This window comes from Mesorhizobium sp. M0998 (genome assembly GCF_040318885.1).
In the GTDB taxonomy this organism is placed as follows: domain Bacteria; phylum Pseudomonadota; class Alphaproteobacteria; order Rhizobiales; family Rhizobiaceae; genus Mesorhizobium.
In genome coordinates this window covers 13,149-33,144 of record NZ_JAMYND010000006.1, presented here as the reverse complement: position 1 = coordinate 33,144, position 19,996 = coordinate 13,149, and the positions used below count along the sequence as shown (strand labels likewise).

Annotated in this window: 21 protein-coding genes; 8 read left to right on the top strand and 13 right to left on the bottom strand. The window is 63.5% G+C overall.

Features of this window, described 5'->3' with window-relative positions; genetic code table 11:
- Nucleotides 1–65 precede the first annotated feature (65 nt).
- From NKH59_RS07655 to NKH59_RS07645, 3 genes are read right to left on the bottom strand one after another with little or no spacing between them, the layout of a single operon-like run.
- Nucleotides 66–779 carry a HoxN/HupN/NixA family nickel/cobalt transporter gene (locus NKH59_RS07655; RefSeq protein WP_352472639.1) on the bottom strand — a complete coding sequence of 238 codons (714 nt, stop codon included), beginning with the start codon at nucleotides 777–779 and terminating at the stop codon, nucleotides 66–68.
- Nucleotides 780–809: 30 nt separating this feature from the next.
- Nucleotides 810–1,832, bottom strand: coding sequence for a cation diffusion facilitator family transporter (locus NKH59_RS07650; protein WP_352472640.1), 1,023 nt, complete (start codon nucleotides 1,830–1,832; stop codon nucleotides 810–812).
- On the bottom strand, nucleotides 1,829–2,092 hold the full coding sequence (locus NKH59_RS07645) for a metal-sensing transcriptional repressor (RefSeq protein ID WP_023719742.1): 264 nt from the start codon (nucleotides 2,090–2,092) through the stop codon (nucleotides 1,829–1,831). Before NKH59_RS07645 ends, NKH59_RS07650 begins: the two co-directional genes overlap by 4 nt.
- Before the next feature lie 104 nt (nucleotides 2,093–2,196).
- Between NKH59_RS07645 and NKH59_RS07640 the strand changes: the two genes are divergently transcribed.
- Nucleotides 2,197–2,868, top strand: coding sequence for a TIGR02117 family protein (locus NKH59_RS07640; protein WP_352472641.1), 672 nt, complete (start codon nucleotides 2,197–2,199; stop codon nucleotides 2,866–2,868).
- A 33-nt stretch (nucleotides 2,869–2,901) separates the two neighbouring features.
- On the opposite strand, the gene NKH59_RS07635 is transcribed toward NKH59_RS07640, so the two are convergent.
- Both NKH59_RS07635 and NKH59_RS07630 read right to left on the bottom strand, forming a co-directional pair.
- Complete coding sequence (locus tag NKH59_RS07635) at nucleotides 2,902–4,119, bottom strand: FAD-dependent monooxygenase (protein ID WP_352472642.1); 1,218 nt, start codon at nucleotides 4,117–4,119, stop codon at nucleotides 2,902–2,904.
- Between the two features lie 19 nt (nucleotides 4,120–4,138).
- Nucleotides 4,139–4,384: a zinc-finger domain-containing protein gene (locus NKH59_RS07630; protein ID WP_254820632.1), complete on the bottom strand. Its 246-nt coding sequence runs from the start codon at nucleotides 4,382–4,384 to the stop codon at nucleotides 4,139–4,141.
- A gap of 149 nt (nucleotides 4,385–4,533) precedes the next feature.
- Here NKH59_RS07630 and NKH59_RS07625 point away from each other — a divergent pair, with 149 nt between their 5' ends.
- Nucleotides 4,534–6,735 carry an RNA degradosome polyphosphate kinase gene (locus tag NKH59_RS07625; RefSeq protein ID WP_352472643.1) on the top strand — a complete coding sequence of 734 codons (2,202 nt, stop codon included), beginning with the start codon at nucleotides 4,534–4,536 and terminating at the stop codon, nucleotides 6,733–6,735.
- Nucleotides 6,735–8,267, top strand: a complete 1,533-nt coding sequence (gene ppx / locus NKH59_RS07620) for an exopolyphosphatase (protein WP_352472644.1) — start codon at nucleotides 6,735–6,737, stop codon at nucleotides 8,265–8,267. The genes NKH59_RS07625 and ppx overlap by 1 nt, the downstream gene beginning before the upstream one ends.
- Before the next feature lie 245 nt (nucleotides 8,268–8,512).
- On the opposite strand, the gene NKH59_RS07615 is transcribed toward ppx, so the two are convergent.
- The 5 genes from NKH59_RS07615 to betI all read right to left on the bottom strand — a co-directional run bounded on the left by NKH59_RS07615 (nucleotide 8,513) and on the right by betI (nucleotide 12,815).
- Nucleotides 8,513–8,944 carry a DoxX family protein gene (locus NKH59_RS07615; RefSeq protein WP_352472645.1) on the bottom strand — a complete coding sequence of 144 codons (432 nt, stop codon included), beginning with the start codon at nucleotides 8,942–8,944 and terminating at the stop codon, nucleotides 8,513–8,515.
- Between the two features lie 140 nt (nucleotides 8,945–9,084).
- Nucleotides 9,085–9,519, bottom strand: coding sequence for a DoxX family protein (locus tag NKH59_RS07610; RefSeq protein WP_352472646.1), 435 nt, complete (start codon nucleotides 9,517–9,519; stop codon nucleotides 9,085–9,087).
- Nucleotides 9,520–9,678: 159 nt separating this feature from the next.
- Nucleotides 9,679–11,076 carry a class II fumarate hydratase gene (gene fumC / locus NKH59_RS07605; RefSeq protein ID WP_352472647.1) on the bottom strand — a complete coding sequence of 466 codons (1,398 nt, stop codon included), beginning with the start codon at nucleotides 11,074–11,076 and terminating at the stop codon, nucleotides 9,679–9,681.
- A 313-nt stretch (nucleotides 11,077–11,389) separates the two neighbouring features.
- Entirely contained in the window at nucleotides 11,390–12,100 is a 711-nt protein-coding gene (locus NKH59_RS07600; protein WP_353021442.1) for an SDR family NAD(P)-dependent oxidoreductase, read from the bottom strand.
- 112 nt (nucleotides 12,101–12,212) lie between these two features.
- Nucleotides 12,213–12,815: a choline-binding transcriptional repressor BetI gene (gene betI, locus NKH59_RS07595; RefSeq protein WP_352472649.1), complete on the bottom strand. Its 603-nt coding sequence runs from the start codon at nucleotides 12,813–12,815 to the stop codon at nucleotides 12,213–12,215.
- Between the two features lie 123 nt (nucleotides 12,816–12,938).
- Here betI and choX point away from each other — a divergent pair, with 123 nt between their 5' ends.
- From choX to NKH59_RS07580, 3 genes are read left to right on the top strand one after another with little or no spacing between them, the layout of a single operon-like run.
- On the top strand, nucleotides 12,939–13,874 hold the full coding sequence (gene choX, locus NKH59_RS07590) for a choline ABC transporter substrate-binding protein (protein WP_352472650.1): 936 nt from the start codon (nucleotides 12,939–12,941) through the stop codon (nucleotides 13,872–13,874).
- Complete coding sequence (locus NKH59_RS07585; RefSeq protein WP_352472651.1) at nucleotides 13,871–14,731, top strand: alpha/beta fold hydrolase; 861 nt, start codon at nucleotides 13,871–13,873, stop codon at nucleotides 14,729–14,731. Before choX ends, NKH59_RS07585 begins: the two co-directional genes overlap by 4 nt.
- Before the next feature lie 8 nt (nucleotides 14,732–14,739).
- Nucleotides 14,740–16,188 (top strand): amidase, encoded by a 1,449-nt coding sequence (locus NKH59_RS07580; RefSeq protein ID WP_352472652.1) that lies wholly within the window; start codon nucleotides 14,740–14,742, stop codon nucleotides 16,186–16,188.
- A 48-nt stretch (nucleotides 16,189–16,236) separates the two neighbouring features.
- Here the strand turns inward: NKH59_RS07580 and NKH59_RS07575 are convergent, their stop codons facing one another.
- Nucleotides 16,237–17,031: an NIPSNAP family protein gene (locus NKH59_RS07575; protein ID WP_352472653.1), complete on the bottom strand. Its 795-nt coding sequence runs from the start codon at nucleotides 17,029–17,031 to the stop codon at nucleotides 16,237–16,239.
- A gap of 150 nt (nucleotides 17,032–17,181) precedes the next feature.
- On the opposite strand from NKH59_RS07575, the gene NKH59_RS07570 reads away from it, so the two are divergent.
- A complete protein-coding gene (locus NKH59_RS07570; RefSeq protein WP_352472654.1) occupies nucleotides 17,182–17,775 on the top strand; it encodes a TetR/AcrR family transcriptional regulator in 594 nt (197 codons plus the stop codon).
- A gap of 59 nt (nucleotides 17,776–17,834) precedes the next feature.
- On the opposite strand, the gene NKH59_RS07565 is transcribed toward NKH59_RS07570, so the two are convergent.
- Complete coding sequence (locus NKH59_RS07565) at nucleotides 17,835–18,428, bottom strand: hypothetical protein (RefSeq protein WP_353021439.1); 594 nt, start codon at nucleotides 18,426–18,428, stop codon at nucleotides 17,835–17,837.
- A 119-nt stretch (nucleotides 18,429–18,547) separates the two neighbouring features.
- Between NKH59_RS07565 and NKH59_RS07560 the strand changes: the two genes are divergently transcribed.
- On the top strand, nucleotides 18,548–19,678 hold the full coding sequence (locus NKH59_RS07560; RefSeq protein WP_352472656.1) for a metallophosphoesterase: 1,131 nt from the start codon (nucleotides 18,548–18,550) through the stop codon (nucleotides 19,676–19,678).
- Nucleotides 19,679–19,741: 63 nt separating this feature from the next.
- On the opposite strand, the gene NKH59_RS07555 is transcribed toward NKH59_RS07560, so the two are convergent.
- Nucleotides 19,742–19,921 (bottom strand): CsbD family protein, encoded by a 180-nt coding sequence (locus tag NKH59_RS07555; RefSeq protein WP_254820647.1) that lies wholly within the window; start codon nucleotides 19,919–19,921, stop codon nucleotides 19,742–19,744.
- Between the last annotated feature and the right edge of the window lie 75 nt (nucleotides 19,922–19,996).

The window sequence follows — 19,996 nt, the reverse complement described above, 5'->3', positions numbered from 1 at the left end:
CCTAGGCTCGTTCCAGCCGGTGCACCGGCCCGGACGCCATGCAGTGGCTGGGGCCAAATTTTCTCTCAAGCTGAGGTGATCTGCCAGACAGCGACGCCGGCAAGGGCGAGACCGGCGGCGCCCTCGATGGCCCGGGAGATGGTTTCGAACAGGCGTGGCTGGCGCGCGAAAAACTGTACAAGCCGTTCCCGAAACACGATCGACAACACGGCGACGCAGGACAGCGTCAGCGCCACGCCGACCATCATTGTGATGGCAAACAGGACGCCCGCTGCCGGAACACCCCTGGACATCGCGAAAGTCATCGCGAAAAGCGTAAGCGGACATGGGATCAGGCCTGCCATGACGCCGACAGCCTCGCCCTCGTGCCTGTGGTGATGGCTGTGGCTCAAAGCGCGCCAGAGCATCCAGATGCCAATGAGGCCGAGCAGCCCGCGACTGGTGTGCTCCAGAAGCGGAGCGCGGCCGACGCTGCCCAATGCTATTGAGACCAGTGGCAGCGAGAGAGCCGCAATCAGAACGGCAATCGTCACATGCGTGAACGATAGCGTGATAGATACGAGCAGACCACGCGAGACCTTCGCATCCGAACCGGCAAGATAAGTCGCCAGGACGGCCTTGCTGTGCCCCGGCGTCAGCGCATGGGCAGCCCCGAACACGACGCCCATCGGCAGGAAGGCCATGAACGCCAGCCAATTGCCTCCGGCCGCAAGCAGTTTGATCTGTTCGCCGAGCGTCAGATAGATCGTGCGCTGAAATTCGACGAGCGTCTGGAACATCGGACAAGACTAGCAGAAAATCGGCGAGCGTCAGTGCATGTGGCCGTGGTCATGCGTGTGCTCGTGAGGATGGTCGTTCTCTCCACGTTCCGTTGAAAACCGCACATTCGCCTCAGCCAGGGCCGGCATATGCTGGGATAGTTCGTCCTTCAGCGCTGCGGCGATCTTGTTCGCCGCCGACAGCGGCAGGGTTTCGTCCGCGGCAATTGCGATGTCGGCGTGCAATCTATGACCGATCCAGCGCGCCTTGGCATCGACAATGCGCGCGCCCGGAACATGCTCGGCGGCATGTCGGATTTCGTCTATCACACCGGGTTCGATTCCATCCAGCATGCGGGTCAGCACCGAGCGGGCCGATTGCCAGACGATACCGAAGATCGCAATCGTGATCAGCAGGCCGACGATCGGATCGGCCAAGGAAAAGCCGAACCAAACGCCGATGGCTCCGATGACCACGGCAAGGCTGGTAAGTCCATCTGTGCGGGCGTGGTAGCCGTCGGCAATCAGTGCCGCGCTGTTGATTTCGCGGCCGATGCGGATACGGAACACGGCAACCGCCTCGTTGCCGAGGAAGCCGACAATGCCCGCCGCCGTTAGCCAGCCGAGGTGTGTCACCACTTGTGGATTGATCAGCCTGTCGATGGCTTGGTAGGCAGCGACTACAGCGCTGAACAGGATGATGAGCACGATGATGATGCCGGCCAGATCCTCGACCCGGCCCAAGCCATACGTGAAGATCCGCGACGGCTTGCGCCGCGCCAGAACGAACGCAATCCAGAGCGGGATCGCCGTGGTCGCGTCGCCGATGTTATGGATCGTGTCGGCCAGCAATGCCACGCTCCCCGACAACGCAACCACGACCATCTGCAATGCCGCGGTGATGGCCAGGATCACGAACGACCATTTGATTGCCCAGATGCCCCGGTCGGTGGTGGCAATTGTCGCGTCGATGACGCCATGGCTGTGACCGTGCGGACCGTGATCGCCGTGATGATGTGCGGCGTGCGAGCCGAACCCGAGCCAGTCCAGAATGCGGGCTACGATGGCATTCATAGATATTTCGCCAGCTGCTTGAGTTCCGCCAGCGAGTTGCCGCCGGTTTCGACGCTGTCGGTCAGGCAATGCTCGATGTGATCGTTGATCAGCTCGCGCTTGGCGCTGCTGATGGCCCTTTCGACGGCATGAAGCTGCTGCGCCAGGTCAACGCAAGGGCGATGCGCCTCGATCATCGCCAGCACCGCCGCAAGGTGGCCTTGCGCGCGCTTCAGGCGCTTTATGATGGAAGGATGCGAGGCGTGGAGGTGATCTGACATGCCTCAGCGTATCCTCCCGGGGAGGATACGCGTCAAGCTCTAAGTCAGCTGTGCAACTTTCGGAGGGGCTTCACCTTGAGCATTGCTTGTTCTATGCGTTTCCCATGAAGAAGCTTGCCCGTTTTCTTGGCCTGCTGGTCGTTGCAGCAGTCCTTGCGGTGGCATTGGGCACACTGCTGCCGCGCCCGCTCTGGCCGGCGGCCGTTGCCGATCCGATCGGCACAAGCCGCCGTATCCTGGTGCTGCAAAATCCGATCCACACCGACATCGCCATCCCGGTCGACGACGTTGTGCGCCGGCGCTTCCATTTCCTGGTCGATGCCGGCATTCCCGCCGACATGACGGAGGTCCGCTACATCGTCTTCGGCTGGGGCGGCCGCGCCTTCTATCTCGAGACGCCGACCTGGTCGGAACTGAAGGCAGTGCCGGTGATGAAGGCGCTGACCGTCGATGCCTCGGTGATGCACGTCGACATTTCAGGCGAAATCGCCGAGCCGCATCCCGACGTCGCCGGCTTCGACATCGGCGAGGAGCGGTTTACGGCGCTGCTCGATTACATTGCGGGAAGCTTCCGGCAGGGACCGAACGGGGCCATGCCGATCGAGAATGCGGCGTATTCCCGTTTCGATCGTTTCTTCGAAGGCAATGGCCGTTTCAACGCGCTGGTCGGCTGCAACACCTGGGCGGCGGCGGCACTGCGCATCGCCGGGCTGCGCACCGGCTGGTGGAACCCGCTGCCGGCATCGCTCGGCCTGTCGATGCGGCTTTACAATTGACAAGGCGCCGATGACTTAGGACCGCCGAACGTCCTACGCCCGCCAGCCGTAGAGCCAGTCGAGATCGGCGGCGAGCTTTTCGGGTGAGCGCATCGCCAGGAACAGGTTGCGGGCCATCGCCACCGGCCCGGCCGCATGCCAGGCGACGCGATTGACGGCGCCGCGACGGGCGACCTGGGCGACGCGCGGCCGCCGCGCCTGTTCCCAGGCGACAAGCGCGCTGCTGAGATCGGCGGGCGAGGTGGCAACGAAACCGGCAAGGGTTACCGCGTCTTCGATCGCCATCGCCGCGCCCTGTGCGGCAAACGGCGTCATCGCGTGCGCCGCATCGCCGGTCAGCGCGATGCCTTCCGGCGTCGTCCACCGCCGCTGCTCGACTATGTGGATCGGCCATGCCGTCCACGGCGCGGCCTCGTTCGCCAGGCGGACCAGCGCCGGCGCGGCGCTACGCATGGCGCTGGCGAGGATGGCGGGGTCGGCATGCCCTGACCAGCCCTCGGCGATGCGCTTGCCCTTGGTGAAGGCCGCGAGGTTGAAGACAGTGCCACGGCTGACCGGATAGGCGACCATATGGAAGCCTGGATGGAGGAATGCGGTAACGCAATCGGGCGCACCGATCGCCCTGAAGGCTTGTCCGGCAAGGCTGTCCGCGGCCACCGTGGCGCGCCAGGCAAGCTCGCCCGAGAATCGGCTTCTGCCGAATTCGGCCGCCTTGCGGGCCAGTTTTTCTCGCACCGACGACCAGACGCCATCGGCTCCGACCAGCAACGATGCTTCGGTTTCGATGGTCGTGCCGGCAATCTCGACTGTTGCGGTGATGCCATTCGGTCCGGTTGCGACGCCGCCGACGCGGGCACCGGTGACAAGCTCGACCTCGGGCCGCTCGGCTATCCGCTGCATCAGCGCTGACTGCAGATCCGCGCGGTGGGCAACGAGATAGGGCGCTCCCCAGCGCGTTTCGGCCGCCTGGCCAAGCGGTACGCGCGCCAGCTTGCGCAGCGTGGCGGCATCCTTGAGCACGACCGCCTCCGGGCGCACCGACGTCGGCAGCAGCCGATCGAGTACGCCGAGCTGCCGTAGGATGCGCGTCGCGTTGGGCGAAAGCTGGATACCGGCGCCGGCAGCCTCGAGGTGCTGCGCCTGTTCGAACAGTTTTACCCGATAGCCGCGCTCGGCGAAGGCCAGTGCCGCGGTCAGCCCGGCGACGCCCGCCCCGGCGATGACCACCTGCCGGGACTGCGTTTCCTGCATCAGGCTTGTCGCGGAAGAATCAGGCGGCCTGGTCGATATAGAGGCAGCCCGGCGGCTGCGTTTCCAATGCCTTCAGTTTCGGCGAATAGCGATAGAGCGTCGAGCAATAGGGGCAGACCTTTTCATTGTCGTCGCCCATGTCGAGAAATACATGCGGATGGTCGAAAGGCGGATTGGCGCCGGTGCACATGAATTCCTTGACGCCGATGTCGATTGCCGGGTAGCCCGCATCGTTCTGGAAATGGGGAATGGAACCGCCTGCCATCGTCGTCTCCTGATCTCGTCGATTGCATCTGGATCATAACCCGTCTCTTTGCAAGATCGATGAAATGAAACTGTCGCAAAAGCCTGTCAGAGGATAAGTTAAGCCGGTTAAGGCTGTGCTCGTCGAACGGTGTGGGAAGAGCGGAAACCATGAACGAACTGAAGCCGGTGCAGAACGAATTCATCACCGTCGAGGCGGCGAGCCGCGAAGGCGGCAATCCCGACCGCTTCGTCAACCGCGAGTTTTCCTGGCTGCAATTCAACCGGCGCGTGCTCGAAGAGTCGCTGAACGCCAACCATCCGCTGCTCGAGCGTGTTCGCTTCCTGTCGATATCGGCCGCCAACCTCGACGAGTTCTTCATGGTCCGCGTCGCCGGTCTTGCCGGCCAGGTGCGCGAAGGCATCGTGCTGAAGAGCCCGGATGGGCGCACTCCCGAGCAGCAGCTCGAACAATTGCTGCGCGAGGTCGAGCGCCTGCAGGAGGACCAGCAGAACAGCCTTTCGGCGCTGATGCTGCTGCTCGACAAACAAGGCATCGAAAGCATCACCCGCGATGCGCTGACCAAGGACGAGAAGACCTGGCTCGAGGACCATTTCCAGGAGCAGGTATTTCCGGTCCTGACGCCGCTGTCGATCGACCCGGCGCATCCGTTTCCGTTCATTCCCAATCTCGGTTTCTCGATGGCGCTGCAATTGCGCCATCGCAAGAACGGCGAGGAAATGAGCGCGCTTCTGCGCCTGCCGGTGGCGCTGAGGCGCTTCATCCGTTTGCCGGATCGCAAGCATCATGTCCGCTTCATTCCACTCGAAGAGGCGGTCAGTCTCTATATCGGCAAGCTGTTCCCCGGCTATGAGGTCAAGGGCTCCGGCACATTCCGCATCATCCGCGACAGCGATATCGAGGTCGAGGAAGAATCAGAGGATCTGGTGCGGCTGTTCGAGACGGCGCTGAAGCGGCGACGCCGCGGCTCGGTCATCCGGATCGAGTTCGACCGGCTGATGCCGCCCGAATTGCGCGACTTCGTCGCCGGCGAGCTTGGCGTTTCGGCAAGCCGGATCAGCGTGCTCACCGGTCCGCTGGCGCTCAGCCAGATCTCGGAGATCGTCGCCGTCGCCCGCGACGATCTGAAGTTCACGCCCTACAATCCGCGCTTCCCCGAGCGCATCCGCGAGCATGGCGGCGATTGTTTTGCCGCGATCCGCGAGAAGGACATCATCGTCCACCACCCCTACGAATCCTTCGACGTCGTGGTGCAGTTCCTGCGCCAGGCAATGGCCGATCCGGAAGTGGTGGCGATCAAGCAGACGCTCTATCGCACCTCCAACGACAGCCCGATCGTACGCGCTTTGGTCGACGCCGCCGAGGCCGGCAAGTCGGTGACCGCGCTAGTCGAGCTCAAGGCGCGTTTCGACGAGGAAGCCAACATCCGCTGGGCGCGCGACCTCGAGCGCGCCGGCGTTCAGGTCGTCTTCGGCTTTCTCGAACTGAAGACCCACGCAAAGATGTCGCTGGTGGTGCGCCGCGAGGATGGCAGGCTGCGCAATTACGTGCATCTGGGCACCGGCAACTACCACCCGGTCACGGCACGCATCTACACCGACCTGTCCTTCTTCACCACCGATCCGACGATCGCGCGCGATGTCGCCCAGCTGTTCAACTTCATCACCGGCTATGCCGAGCCGGCCGAGCAGATGCGGCTGGCCATCTCGCCGTTTACGCTGCGCGACCGCATCCTCCAGCACATTTCGGATGAGATCAGCCACGCGCTGGAGGGCAGGCCGGCCCGCATCTGGATGAAGATGAACGCCTTGGTCGACCCGATCGTCATCGATGCGCTCTACGATGCCAGCCGCGCCGGCGTCGAGATCGATCTCGTCGTGCGCGGCATCTGCTGCCTGAGACCGCAGGTGCCCGGCCTATCGGAGAACATTAGGGTGAAGTCGATCGTCGGCCGTTTCCTCGAGCACAGCCGCATCTATTGCTTCGGCAACGGCCACGGCCTGCCCTCGGACGGGGCGATCGTCTATATCTCCTCGGCCGATCTGATGCCGCGCAATCTCGACCGCCGCGTCGAGACCATGGTGCCGATCACCAATCCAACTGTGCATGAGCAGGTGCTCGGCCAGATCATGCTCGGCAACATCATGGACAACCAGCAAAGTTTCGACGTACTGGCTGACGGAACCTCCCGGCGCGTTGTGCTGGAGGAGGGCGAGGAACCGTTCAACGCGCAGGAATATTTCATGACCAATCCGAGCCTGTCCGGACGGGGCGATGCGTTGAAGTCGCATGCGCCCAAGCGCATCGCGCAGTTCAAGCGCCGGAAGAAACAGAACGCAGCGACGGGCTGATGATTTCAGCGTCCCAGGGCCGGCTTCAGGACCGCCGACCGCTGTCCATCATCGATATCGGATCGAACTCGATCCGTCTTGTCATCTATGAGGGGCTGGCGCGTTCGCCGACCTTGCTGTTCAACGAAAAGATGCTGGCCGGCCTCGGCCGCGGCATCGTTTCGACCGGAAAGCTCGATCCCGAGGCGGTGACGCGCTCGATGGAAGAGTTCCGCCGCTTCCGCGCGCTCTCCGACCAGGCCGGCGCCGAGCGCATATATGTGCTGGCGACCGCCGCCGCTCGCGAGGCCGTCAACGGCCCCGACTTCATCCACCGCGCCGAGGATGTGCTCAAGACCGAGATCCAGGTGCTGAGCGGCCGCGAGGAAGCCCATTATTCGGCGCTCGGCGTCATTTCCGGTTTCCATCCGGCCAACGGCATTGCCGGCGACCTTGGCGGCGGCAGCCTCGAGCTGATCGATATTGACGGTGAGACGATCGGTGACGGCATCACGCTGCCGTTGGGCGGCTTGCGCCTGCAGGACATGGCGAAGAACTCGCTGACCCAGGCGGCAAGGATCACGCGCGAGCAACTGGCGCGGGCGAAATTGCTGAAGGGCGGGCAGGGCAGGGCGTTCTACACGGTCGGCGGCACCTGGCGAAACCTCGCCCGGCTGCACATGGAAATGACCAACTACCCGCTCGGCGTCATGCACCATTACGAGATCGGCATCGAAAGCGCCGCGAACTTCCTCCGGCAGGTCGCCAAAGCCGAGATCGACAAGATCAAAGGCATCGAGGGCATCTCCAAGAACCGCCGCTCGCTGCTGCCCTATGGCGCCATCGTGCTGCAGGAGATCATGGCGGCGATGCAGCCGTCGAAGATCATCGTCTCGGCGCTGGGCGTGCGCGAGGGCTTTCTCTACTCGCTGCTCGACGAGGCCGAGCAGAAGGCCGATCCGCTGATCTCGGCGGCGGAAGAGCTTGCCCGCCTGCGCTCGCGCTCGGTCGACCACGCGCATGAGCTTGTCGAGTGGACCGGCAAGGCCTTCTCTGCCTTCGGCATCGACGAAACCAGGGACGAGGCGCGCTACCGCCACGCCGCCTGCCTGCTCGCCGATATCGGCTGGCGTGCCCATCCCGAATATCGCGGCAAGCAATCGCTCAACATCATCGCCCACGCCTCGTTCATCGGCGTCGACCATCCCGGCCGCGCCTTCCTGGCGCTTGTCAGCCTGTTTCGCCACGAGGGCGTGTTCAATGAAGCCGCGCCGGAAATCCGCGGACTGGCGACGCCGCGCTATCTCGAGCGCGCCCGCGTCTTGGCGGCGTTGCTGCGCGTCGTCTATTTGCTGAGCGCGGCAATGCCCGGCGTCATGCCGCGGCTGAAATGGGAAAACCGCGGCAATGGCGTGCTGGCGCTGGTGCTGCCGGCAGCACTGGCCGATCTTTACGGCGAGCGGCCCGCCGGCCGGCTGGCACAACTGGCAAGGGTCACCAATCGCCGGCTGGTGCTGGCGGTCGAGGGCGGGCCTAGCATGTCGGTGAAGTAGTGTCTCAGCCAGGCAATCGCTTCAGGTCTGCGCCGCCCCTCATCTGCCTGCCGGCATCTTCTCCCCGTATAGTGACGGGGAGAAGGGCACCTTCGCAAAGGATTTCGCTCACCTCCAGCGTTGCAGTAACGGTGCCGAGATCTCGGCCAGCTTCCTTCTCCCCGTCACTATACGGGGAGAAGTGCCCGGCAGGGCGATGAGGGGCAGCGCCGACTTCGACAATTGGACGGTCGAGAAAGCTGGATCTAGACTGAAGCAATTCCTCTGGATCCCACCGCAGCCATCCGGCCGTCGGCCGACCATGCACCCGCGCCAGCCATCGCCAGCGCCAGAAAACCGCCTGATATCGCGATGTCCTTCATCAGCATCTGCGAATGCATGAAGGTCAGCGTCGGATCGCCGCCGCCCTGGCCATAGTGGCCGATGAACGCTGTCGCGACGCAAAAGGCGGCGAGCAGCAGCGCCACGATCGGCGTCTTGAAGCCGACGAGGATGAGCAGCCCGGCGATCAGTTCGAACAGCCCGGTGCCCCAGGCAGCCAGCGTCGGCAGCGGCAGGCCAAGGCCGGCGAAATAGCCGGTCGTGCCGGCAATGTCGGTCAGCGCGTGGAAGCCGGACGGCACGAACAGTGCGGCGAACAGCAGTCGGGAAAGCAAAAGCAGCGCATTGCGGGGCATGGTAACCTCCGTTGTCGGCCGGGTGGCCAAGAGCCCGATCCTAGCAGAATTCCGGTCAGCGGACCGACAGGCACAAACGACAACGAAAAAGGGGCGCGGAAAATTCCGCGCCCCTTTTGTTCAGGAAATGCTGGACTGCTTCAGCCGCGCTTGGCGTCGATCGAATACGCGCCTGGGCCCGAGGAGGCGAGCACGAGGAAGCCGCCGGCAATGCCGAGGTTCTTCATGAAATTGATCATCTGCATCTGATCGGCCCAGCCGGTGTGGGCGACCAGGGCGGTGGCGACGGTGAAAATCGCCATTACCCAGCCGACGATCCGGGTCTGGAAGCCGACGAGGATGGCCAGGCCGCCAAGCAGTTCGATAAGGCCGACGACAATGGCGGTCACCATCGGCAGCGGCAGGCCAAGGCTGCCGAAATAGCCGGCGGTGCCGGCAATCGCCGTCAGCTTGCCGAAACCGGAAAGCAGGAAGATGACAGAAAGCAGGATGCGGCCGAGCAGGATCGTGCCCGAGGCGCCGGCGGCGGTACCGGAACCGGCAAACGACGTGTTGGTGGACGTGTTGGTGGACATGCGTAACTCTCCAGAAGGGTTTGGCCAAACGGCTTGGGATACCCGTCTAGTTAGCGCAGGCCGACTGTTCACCAAAGATGCCAGATTGGTTACGGATTGTTCACCAAGGTAACGTTTTCGCGATCAACATGGGTGTTGAGATCCAGGCATATCAACGCTCTAGCCTGGATGCGTCATGTCCTCCGGCCGCACCAGCCGCTCATAATCGGCTTCGCTGACCAACCCGGTGGCCAGCGCTTCCTCGCGCAGCGTTGTGCCGTTCTTGTGCGCCGCCTTGGCGATCTTGGCGGCGTTGTCGTAGCCGATCGTCGGCGCAAGCGCCGTCACCAGCATCAGCGAACGGTCGAGCGCTGCCTTGATGTTGTCTTCGCGGGCCTCGATGCCGACGACGCAATTGTCGGTGAACGACACGGAAGCGTCGGCCAGCAGCTGTACCGATTGCAGGAAACAATAGGCCATCAGCGGATTGTATACGTTGAGCTCGAAATGGCCCTGACTGCCGGCGAAGCTGATCGCCGCATTGTTGCCGAACACCTGCACGCAAACCTGCGTCATCGCCTCGCATTGGGTCGGATTGACCTTGCCCGGCATGATCGAGGAGCCCGGTTCGTTTTCCGGCAGCGACAATTCGCCGAGGCCCGAACGCGGGCCGGAGCCGAGCAGGCGGATGTCGTTGGCGATCTTGAACAGCGCCGCCGCGCAGGCATTGATGGCGCCGTGCGAGAAGACCATGGAATCATGGGCGGCCAGCGCCTCGAACTTGTTCGGCGCGGTGACGAAATCGATGCCGGTGATCGCGGCGATGCGCGCCGCCACCTTTTCGGCAAAACCGACCGGCGCATTGAGGCCGGTGCCGACCGCGGTGCCGCCCTGCGCCAGCTCCTGCAGGCCGGGCAGGGTCATTTCGATGCGCTTGACCGACGAGGCGACCTGCGCCGCGTAGCCGGAGAATTCCTGGCCAAGCGTCAGCGGCGTCGCGTCCTGGGTGTGGGTGCGGCCGATCTTGACGATGTGGGCGAAAGCCCTGGTCTTGGCCTCGAGTGCCGTATGCAAATGTCTTAGCGCCGGTAGCAGGTCGTGAGTGATGCGCTCGGCGCAGGCGATGTGCATGGCCGTCGGATAGGTGTCGTTCGACGACTGGCTCATGTTGACGTGGTCGTTGGGATGCACCGGCTTCTTCGATCCCATGACGCCGCCTAAAAGCTCGATCGCCCGGTTGGAAATCACCTCATTGGCGTTCATGTTGGACTGGGTGCCTGAGCCGGTCTGCCAGACGACCAGCGGGAAATGCTCGTTCAGCTTGCCGTCGATGACCTCCTGCGAGGCCTCGATAATGGCCTTGCCAATCGCCGGATCGAGCCGCTTCAGCTCCATATTGGCCTCCGCTGCCGCCCGCTTGACGATGCCCAGCGCCCGAACGATCGAGGCCGGCTGTTTCTCCCAGCCGATCTTGAAATTGGCCAGCGAACGCTGCGCCTGCGCGCCCCAATAGCGGTCGGCGGCGACCTCGATGGGACCGAACGTGTCGGTTTCGGTTCTGGTCTCTGGCGCGCTCACGAAGTCTCTCCGGTTTGCAATTTGCAAACGGCGTATCGCGTTGCACAAATGCCTTCAAGCGGAGATTGCGGGTGACGGGAATGCAAATCGGTTGAAGGTGCTGGCAATCTCCCCACTTGAGGGGGGAGATGTCGCCGAAGGCGACAGAGGGGGGCGGTAGGTCTTGACGCAACTCCCATAGCGGACGGAACAGGCTGGTGTTCCACGCGAGACGACCCCCTCTGGCCTGCCGGCCATCTCCCCCTCGAGGGGGGAGATCGCAACCTTACCCCGCCGTGTATCCTCCATCCACGGCGAAGATTCCGCCGCTGGTCTATGCCGCTTCGTCGCTGGCGAGATAGACCGCGATGCCGGCAAGGTCGCTGGTCCAGCCGATGCGGCCGAGCGGATAGCTGCGCTCGACATAGGCCTTGAGCTCGGCTTGCGCGGCCTCAGGCAGGTTTTCGATCGACCTGCGCCGCATCGCTGTGTCGACCGTGCCGGGCGCGATCGCGTTGACCCTTATGCCGCGCGGCCCGAGCTCGAAGGCGAGCGACTTGGTCAGCGAATTGAGCGCGCCCTTCGACAGCGAATAGAGGCTGGACGGCCGCTTCGGGATCATCTTGTGCGCGAAATAGGACGAGATGTTGATCACCGAAGCCGCACCCGGCGCGAGATGCGGCAACAGCCGTTGGGTGAGAAAGAATACCGCCGTGACGTTGAGCGCGAATGACTGCTGGAACTGGTCCTCGCTGACGGTCTCGAACGGCACAAGGAACGCTACGCCGGCATTGTTGACGAGGATATCGACAGGTGGGCCGCGCCTGGCATGCTCGACCACGGCATCGATGCCGGCGCTGGCCGACAGGTCGGCCGACAGCGTGTCGACATTATCCCCGAGCTGCTTGCGGGCGGCGTCGAGTTTTTTGCCGTCGCGGCCGACGATCAGCACGTCCGCGCCTTCGCGCAAGAAAGCCTCGGCGATTGCCAGCCCGATCCCGTCCGAGCCGCCGGTGACCAGTGCCCGTTTGCCGCCTAGTCTCATCCAACACTCCCGCGCATTGCCGTCTTGTCTGATAAGGAGAACAGCGCCGTTGCCAATTGTGGTCAAGCCGCCGGCCTATCCTACAATATGAACTTTCGGCTGATGCGCCTAGCTATTCGGCAGCGGCTGCACCGCGCCGAACAGCCAGCCGCGTAGCGACGAAATCCTTGACCTGATGAATGGCCTGTTCACGCGTGACGCTGCCTGGCTGCAGGCCAAGCCGCAACCACAGCCCGTCGATCAGGGCGGTGACGCCGAAAGCGATCTCGTCAGCATCGCGTGCCGGCGCCAGACCGCGCAGGCCAGACAGCAGGTTGGAGCGCATGCGCGCATGGATCACCTTCTGGATGCGGGCAAGCCTTTCGTCGCGCGGCACCTCCGCGCAAAGCGAAAGCCAGGCGTGGCAGAGGGACGGCTGGAAGAGATGCGGCTCGAAATTGCCTTCGATGATGGCCTCTATCCGTTGCATTGGCGTGCGCGCCTGTCTCAGCCGCTCGACCACCGCATGCCGCAGCACCAGGTTCGATTCGCGCATGGCATGCTCGAACAGCTCCCGCTTGCTGTTGAAATAGTGCAGCACGATGCCCTTCGACGCACCGGCCTGTGCCGCCACTTTTTCTATGGTCGCGCCAGCTATGCCTTCGCGCTGAAGCACGGCAAAGGCGGCTTGCCGCAGCTCCTTGCGGCGTATGTCGCTGAGACGCTTGAGTTTCACGGGCCAGGATCCATGCATCGAAAACCGACGTTGACATTTTTGTCCGCCGAGATCAATGATTGACCGTTGGGACAATTTAAAAACCGAATGGTCAACGTCGTTGGTGAAATGAGGAGAACCGAAATGCTTCGTAGCCTTGGAATAGGCGCTTCGCTCTGCGTCCTGCTGGCGATCCGGCCGGCCTTTGCGGCTGAACCTGAGCAATGCGAGGTCGTGCGCATGGCCGAGCCTGGATGGAACGACCTTGCCTTCACCACCGGCGTCACCAGCGTCCTGCTCGATGCGCTCGGCTACAAGCCGGCAAGCTCGCTTCTGGGCATCAACGTCATCTATGAATCATTGAAGAACAATGACTTGGACGTGTTCCTTGGCTATTGGGATCCGGCGATGATCACCTACTACGAGCCCTATAAGAAGGACGGCTCGGTAGACGATGTGCGCGTCAATCTCGTCGGCGCCAAATACACCTTTGCCGTGCCGATTTACGTTTGGGAAGCCGGCGTCAAGGATTTTGCCGACCTGCAAAAGTTCGCCGACAAGTTCGGCAGGAAGATGTACGGCATCGAGCCGGGCTCCAACCAGCTGATGATGGACGCCATCGCCGATAAGTCGCTCGGCCTCGATGGCTGGCAGGTCGTCGAATCAAGTGAAGCCGGCATGCTTTCCGAGGTCGGCTACGAGATCAAGGAAAAGCGCTTCATCGTCTTCCAGGGCTGGGCGCCGCATCCAATGAACACGATGTACAACTTCAAATATCTGAGCGGCGGCGACAAGTTCTACGGTCCGAACTTCGGCGCCGCGACGGTGACGACGCAGGTGCGCAAGGGCTATCTGCAGCAATGCCCGAATGTCGGGCAGTTGCTGAAGAACCTCGCCTTCGATATCGATTTCGAAAATCTCGGCATGGGCTATCTCATCAATGACGGCATGAAGCCGGAGGAAGCCGGCCTGAAGGCCCTCAAGGAGAATCCGGATAGGCTCGGCGCCTGGCTTGCCGGTGTCACCACATTCGATGGCAAGCCCGCGCTCGACGCAGTCAAGCAGCAGCTCGGCCTGTGATATCGGCCGATCAGGCGGGCTGGAACGGCCGCAAGCGCAAGGTCGGTGCCGGCCGCACTGAAACGGCCTGCGTCGAAATCGCCGGGCAGGAGCCCGCGCTGGTGCTGGTGCACGGCTTCTCCGACACGAGCCGCAGCTTCTCCTTGCTGGCGCCGCATCTCGCCGGGCGCCGGCTTGTCATTCCAGACCTGCGCGGGCATGGCGCCTCGCCGGCCGGGACACGCGGCTTCGCCCCGGCGGATTTCGCGGAAGATGTGGCGAGTTTGATCGAGCGATTGCGGCTCGAGCGGCCGGTTCTGGTCGGGCATTCCCTGGGCAGTATGGTGGCGATCGAGGCAGCCGCGCGCTACGCCGAGATGATCGGCGGCCTGGTGCTGATGGCCGGAACGCTGCGGCCGCAGATCGGTGAGGATCACCCGATGACCATTGGTGTGCGGGCACTTCGAGACCCGATATCGCCGGCCGATCCGTTCTATGACTATTGGCATGCCTGCGAGGCCGAGGTTCCAGCGGAATTCCTGACCATGATTGCGGAGGAGGCGTCAGCCATGCCGGCGGCACTCTGGCGCGCAATCCTGGAGCAGGTTCGGCGCATCGATCTGACCGACAAGGCGCGCATGCTGCGCCTGCCGGCGCTTGTCATTGCTGGCGGGCGCGACCTTCTCTTCGACGAAACGCACCAACGGCGGCTCCTCGAAGAAATCCCTAGCGCCGCGTTCGTAAGCGCGGTGCGATGCGGACACAACCCGCACTGGGAGGATCCGGCATTGGTCGCGGCAGCCATCGGCCGGTATTTCAAGGTCGGTACCAAAGCTGGACCCCAGCCGACAGCCGAAGCGACCGGTAGTCCGGGCTGAGAGCAGTCATGAATCTTTCCGAATACGTGGCGTTGGATGCCGTCGCCCTGGCCGGGCATGTTCGCTCTGGCGAATTATCAGCCGTCGAGGTCGTCGAGGCGGCTATCGAAGCGATCGAAAGCATCAATCCCGCCCTCAACGCCGTGACGCTGATCGATGCGGACCGGGCGCTTTCCGTTGCGGCAAGCTGCAACCGGCAGGCGGCACTCGCCGGCATTCCTTTTCTGGTCAAGGACACCGGCGTCAATGTACGGGAGTGGCCGACGACGCACTCGTCGCTCTACTTCAAGGATGCCGCGCCGAAGCCCGACAGCGAGATCGTCCGGCGCTGGCGGGCCGCCGGTCTGATCTTGCTGGGCAAGACAAACACGCCTGAATTTGCCAACGACTTCGTCACCGAACCCAGCTTTCGCGGCCCGACCTCGAACCCCTGGGATCCTTCGCTGACGGCGGGCGGCTCAAGCGGCGGAGCTGCTGCCGCGGTGGCGAGCGGCATGGTGCCGGTCGCCCACGGTTCCGATATCGGCGGATCGATCCGGGTGCCGGCTGCCTGTTGCGGCGTGTTCGGCATGAAGCCGTCGCGCGGGCTCACGCCTGTCGGGCCTGGTCGAGGTCAGGTCGGCGCCGGGCTCTACGCCGAGAACGTGCTGTCCCGCACCGTTCGCGACAGCGCCGCCATGCTGGACATGACTGCCGGTCCAGAACAAGGAGCGCCTTACTCCGTGTCCAAATCGGTGCCGTCCTACCTGGACTGGCTGTCTTCGCCCGGTGCGCGTCTGCGCGTCGCGTGCCTGGCGCACCGGCCGGACGGCACGCCCGTCGCGTCCGAGATCGGGGCAAAATTCCAGGAAGCCATGATCCTCCTCGAGGACAGGGGGCACGAGGTCACAGAGGCGCGTTTCCCGCGGGAAGCCAGCGCCGAAGCGGACTGGAGCATCTTCTGGATGTCGGAGGTCGCGCGGCTGGTTGACGATCGCGCCGACGAGATCGGGCGGATGCCGGGGGCCGGCGAAATCGAAAGCCTGACTCGTCACGCGCTCGACCGTTTTCGGCGATCCTCGGCCGCCGACTATCTCAGGGCGCAGGACCATGTGCACAGCGCTTCGCTGGCGATGGCGATGGCGTTCGATGGGTTCGACCTGATCATGACACCGACGACGGCCGAGCTTACGCCCCGGCTTGGCGCCATCCATGGCGATGGTGCTCTCTTCGATTACGAGGCTTGGGCGAGGCGGGCCTATGGCTTTGCGCCTTTCACAGAAATCTTCAACGTCACCGGCCAACCGGCCGCCAGCCTGCCGCTTTTCCAGTCGAAAGACGGCCTGCCGATTGGCATCCAGCTCATTGGCCGCAAGAACGAGGATCACCGGCTGCTGCGCGTTTGCCTTGACCTGGAGCAGGCAACCGCATGGACCACGCGTTACCAGGTGATCCATGCCAGGCATTTTCAGGTGTGAACCAGACAGGGGGGTTCAGTGCACATAGGTGGCTTTCAACGGCATTGGTCACGCCGGCGTTGGCTGTCCGAGCAGCGACCGCGCCGTCGGCGCCAGGCGCAGAACCTCCACGGGCCTGGCGAATTCCCACTGCGCGGCCTGCTCCAATTCCTGCCATCTCGGGAAGGCAGCCAAGGCTGCCTCATGGCGGGCATGCGCTTCGGCGCTGGCGAAACCGGTGATGCTGATGAAGACGTTTTCGCTGGCCCGCACCGGCAACCGCGGAAAGCTGTTTTCGGCATGTTCGGTAACGAAGGCGCCAAGCGGCCGTGCGCCAAATGCGGCGAGCACCGGAAGGGCCGCGGTATGGAAGTCGTTGGCGAAACGGGCTTCCAGGCCCGGTCGCAAATGATGAATCCTGATGACAACAATTGCCTGCAAATCGCTGCTTGCGCTCGGTTTTTCGAGGTCCGCCTGGGGCAATCGTTTCGATCCCGAGAGGTCTAGGTTCGCGCCCGGCCAGGCCGGCTTCAGCAGCAGCACGTCGTCGGATGAGATCATCGTGGCGTTGGCGGCGTCGCGCCACGCAGCCCAGACCGGCCCGTCGTAGAAGGCGGTCAGAGCGTTTTTCCGCGCTTCCATACCGTCGAAGCCGCGCAGCCAGACGAACATATCCGGCCGGTCGAGATCGCGGAACTGGCCGATGATGGTCATCCCCGCGGTTTCCTGGCCCTCGATCAGGTGACCGTCGAAGATGCCGATCAGCGTCTCGCGCCTGCCGGGTTTCAGCGTGTATTGCCTGAGTTCGACAACGGGCGAGGCGAGCATATCGGATTTAGATTCGACGTTCAAAGGCAGGTTCATTGCGCGATCTCCAAAACAGGACAGTCATCCTGTTTTACAAAACAGACCGGTTGTCCTGTTTTGTCAATCTGCTATCGTGTGAAGATGTCAGCAGAGATATCCGCTCGCCCAAGGTCGCGGGCTCAAAAACGCACCAACGACCCCGAAGGCATGCGCAAAAAGGTGCTCGATGTCGCCGAGGAGGCGTTTCAGGCACGCGGCTATCATGCGTCCAGCATGGGCGACCTGATGGCGACGGCGGGCGTCACCGGCGGCGCGCTGCACCACCATTTCGCGACCAAGAAGGCGCTGGCGCTCGCAGTGATCGAGGAGCGGGTCGCCGCCGCCGTAGAAGAGACATGGATCGCGCCGGTGCGGATGGCTCCCTCAGCGCGCGAGGGCGTGCGCTCCGTGTTCGCGGCCGTCGCGGCGGAGCTGGAGCAGCAGGGTTTCGTGCGCGGCTGCCCGCTCAACAACCTGGCGCATGAACTGTCGCTTGCCGATCCGGATTTCCGCATTGCCCTTGCCAGCATTTTTTCTACCTGGCGTCAGGCGATCGCCGACAAGATCAGGGCCGACCAGCAGGCGGGCCGGGAACAGGGCATCGATCCGCAGCGCTTCGCAGCGTTGGCTGTCGCCAGCTATTCCGGCGCCATGTCGATGGCCAAGACCGCGCAGGACGCAAGCGTGCTGCGCGATTGCCTGATGGCATTGGAACAGGGAGTCACGAGGCGACGTCGCAGGATACTGCACAGAGCGCTTTAACGCTGGCAGGACAGAGGCCGCAGTCGCTGATATCGCGACCGAGGCGGGAGGCCGAGCTCTTAATTCGGCAGCGGCTTGATCAGCTCGTAGCCGACCACGCTTTCGGCGCTAGTGCCCTCGTCATAGCGCCTGGCCACAACTGCCTGCAGGTCGGGTGCGTAAAGCGCGGTGAACTCGTCCCGCGTCTCGCCGGCCTCGCTCCTGATCGTCTGCTTGACCGCGAGTACGGAGTATTTGCAGTCACCCAGGCTGAACGTCTCCTTGCCCTTGACGTTGATCTCCAGCGTCTCGGTGCCCTTCGGCGGCTTGTTCGGTGCAAGACGGGCAAACACGATCTTGCTCTTGGCACCCGCCTTCAGCGGGAACACCTTCCTGAGATCGGAAAACGGGATCATCGCCAGCTGCCCCGTGCTGCTGTCGCGAAACACCTCGATCAGCCCGCCGAACAGGTACTGCGACTGCGGCGATTGCGACTGGTATTTGTTGGCAACCGCCACCATTCCGCCCGCCGCCGGGCGAAATTCGCTGTGGATGCCGGGCCTTTCGAGAATGAAGCCGGCCTTGGCCGATTTGGCGTCGATGCACCCGGCGCTATGCGCTGCGCTCGTCACCGCCAGAATCGCCATTGTCATGCCGATGGATGTAGCTTTCATGGCGTCCTCCTTTGCCCGCGCAAGTTGAATGCCGAAAGCAATGCCAGACCTGGGAGAACGTGTCGACATACTTTACGAGCAACTGGACTGCCGGTCCCCGTCGTGCTGAATTTTAGCGCATGATGCATCGCATTCCCGCCCGGCCGGTTTCCCGGCGCAGGTTCCTGATGCAGGCAGCGGGCCTTGCCGCGGCCGGCGCCGTTTCGCACCCGGCCTTCGGCCAGACCGGCCAGCGCATCCCGCCGATCGACGCCACCTTCTTGTTTATCGCCGATGTCCATGCCTGCCGCACGGCGAACGGATTGAGCCCGCATTGCGAGCAGGAGGGCAAGACCGACGCTGCCTTGCTGCGCAACGTCGCCGCACTCAACGGCGTCGGCGACAGGCAATGGCCGGCTGAAATCGATGGCGTTGCCACCGGCCTGCGCTCGACGGGCAACATCGGCACGCCGCTCGGCCTGGTCGTTGGCGGCGACATCACCGATGATGGCGGCGGCCAGATCACCCAGCCCAGCGAGGGCACGCAACTGCTTCAGTTCAGCCAGCGCTACCAGCAAGGCGTCGGCCCCGACCGCGTGCACATGCCGGTCTATGTCGGCCTCGGCAACCACGACCTCGACCAGAACGGCCCGCGCTCGCATGTCGACTGGTACCGCCGCGAAATGCGCGACTACGTCGAGGTCAACCACCGCCCCGGCGTGTTCTTCAAGCCGCCTGCGCCGGCGACCGACTACGATGTCGGGACCGATTGCTATTCATGGGATTGGGGCGGCCTGCATCTTGTCCAGACGCACCGTTTCGCCGGCGATACCGGCCATGGCGCCACCAGCAGCCTGCCATGGCTGAAGCAGGACCTGGCAACCTATGCCGGCGACGGCCGCCCGGTCATCCTGTTCCAGCATTATGGCTGGGATACTTTTTCGATCGAAAGATGGGACGCCGCCGAGAAAACCTTCGACGACGGCGGCAAGGGTCCGCCCCACTGGTGGAGCGAAGCCGACAGGCAGGCGCTGCTGGCTGTGCTGAAGGGTTACAACGTCGTCGGCATCTTCCATGGCCACCAGCACGCGACGCCGATGATCTACCACCGTGACGGGGTCGACTTGTTCAAGCCGAAGGCCGCCTTCATGGGCGGCTTTGCGTTGGCGCGGGTGACGGGAAACAGCATGGATGTGGTGCTGGGCGAAGCCGCCGGAGATCATGGCGAGGTCACCTTCACCAATGCATACAGCAAAAGCCTGACTTTCTGACGGGCAGGAGAGGGCCAAAAAAGGCGGCCGAGCCGCCTCTTCCTGGTTCACGAAGGGCCGGCGTCAAAGCGCCTTCTTCACCTTGTCCTTCACGTCGCCGTAAGCCTTCTGCATCTTGCCGGTGGCCTTGTCGACGTCGCCTTCGGCCTCGGTGCGCCTGTTGCCGGTGGCCTTGCCGGCGGTCTGCTTGACCGAGCCCTTGGCTTGCTTGGCAACGCCGGCAACCTGATCCTTGTTCACCATCTCGCATCTCCTGGACCGTTCGCCTGGAGAAACGGTCGCGGATCGCTTAGGTTCCGGGTTCTGCCCGTCGATTGG

Coding starts and splice junctions, on each gene's coding strand:
- choX (WP_352472650.1), top strand. CDS start 12,939: ATGCTTCGTAGCCTTGGAATAGGCGCTTCGCTCTGCGTCCTGCTGGCG.
- NKH59_RS07560 (WP_352472656.1), top strand. CDS start 18,548: ATGATGCATCGCATTCCCGCCCGGCCGGTTTCCCGGCGCAGGTTCCTG.
- NKH59_RS07635 (WP_352472642.1), bottom strand. CDS start 4,119: ATGCAGGAAACGCAGTCCCGGCAGGTGGTCATCGCCGGGGCGGGCGTC.
- NKH59_RS07570 (WP_352472654.1), top strand. CDS start 17,182: ATGCGCAAAAAGGTGCTCGATGTCGCCGAGGAGGCGTTTCAGGCACGC.
- NKH59_RS07625 (WP_352472643.1), top strand. CDS start 4,534: ATGAACGAACTGAAGCCGGTGCAGAACGAATTCATCACCGTCGAGGCG.
- NKH59_RS07575 (WP_352472653.1), bottom strand. CDS start 17,031: ATGAACCTGCCTTTGAACGTCGAATCTAAATCCGATATGCTCGCCTCG.
- NKH59_RS07640 (WP_352472641.1), top strand. CDS start 2,197: ATGAAGAAGCTTGCCCGTTTTCTTGGCCTGCTGGTCGTTGCAGCAGTC.
- NKH59_RS07650 (WP_352472640.1), bottom strand. CDS start 1,832: ATGAATGCCATCGTAGCCCGCATTCTGGACTGGCTCGGGTTCGGCTCG.
- NKH59_RS07610 (WP_352472646.1), bottom strand. CDS start 9,519: ATGTCCACCAACACGTCCACCAACACGTCGTTTGCCGGTTCCGGTACC.
- NKH59_RS07615 (WP_352472645.1), bottom strand. CDS start 8,944: ATGCCCCGCAATGCGCTGCTTTTGCTTTCCCGACTGCTGTTCGCCGCA.
- NKH59_RS07630 (WP_254820632.1), bottom strand. CDS start 4,384: ATGGCAGGCGGTTCCATTCCCCATTTCCAGAACGATGCGGGCTACCCG.
- NKH59_RS07655 (WP_352472639.1), bottom strand. CDS start 779: ATGTTCCAGACGCTCGTCGAATTTCAGCGCACGATCTATCTGACGCTC.
- NKH59_RS07645 (WP_023719742.1), bottom strand. CDS start 2,092: ATGTCAGATCACCTCCACGCCTCGCATCCTTCCATCATAAAGCGCCTG.
- ppx (WP_352472644.1), top strand. CDS start 6,735: ATGATTTCAGCGTCCCAGGGCCGGCTTCAGGACCGCCGACCGCTGTCC.
- NKH59_RS07555 (WP_254820647.1), bottom strand. CDS start 19,921: ATGGTGAACAAGGATCAGGTTGCCGGCGTTGCCAAGCAAGCCAAGGGC.
- NKH59_RS07600 (WP_353021442.1), bottom strand. CDS start 12,100: ATGAGACTAGGCGGCAAACGGGCACTGGTCACCGGCGGCTCGGACGGG.
- NKH59_RS07565 (WP_353021439.1), bottom strand. CDS start 18,428: ATGAAAGCTACATCCATCGGCATGACAATGGCGATTCTGGCGGTGACG.
- NKH59_RS07580 (WP_352472652.1), top strand. CDS start 14,740: ATGAATCTTTCCGAATACGTGGCGTTGGATGCCGTCGCCCTGGCCGGG.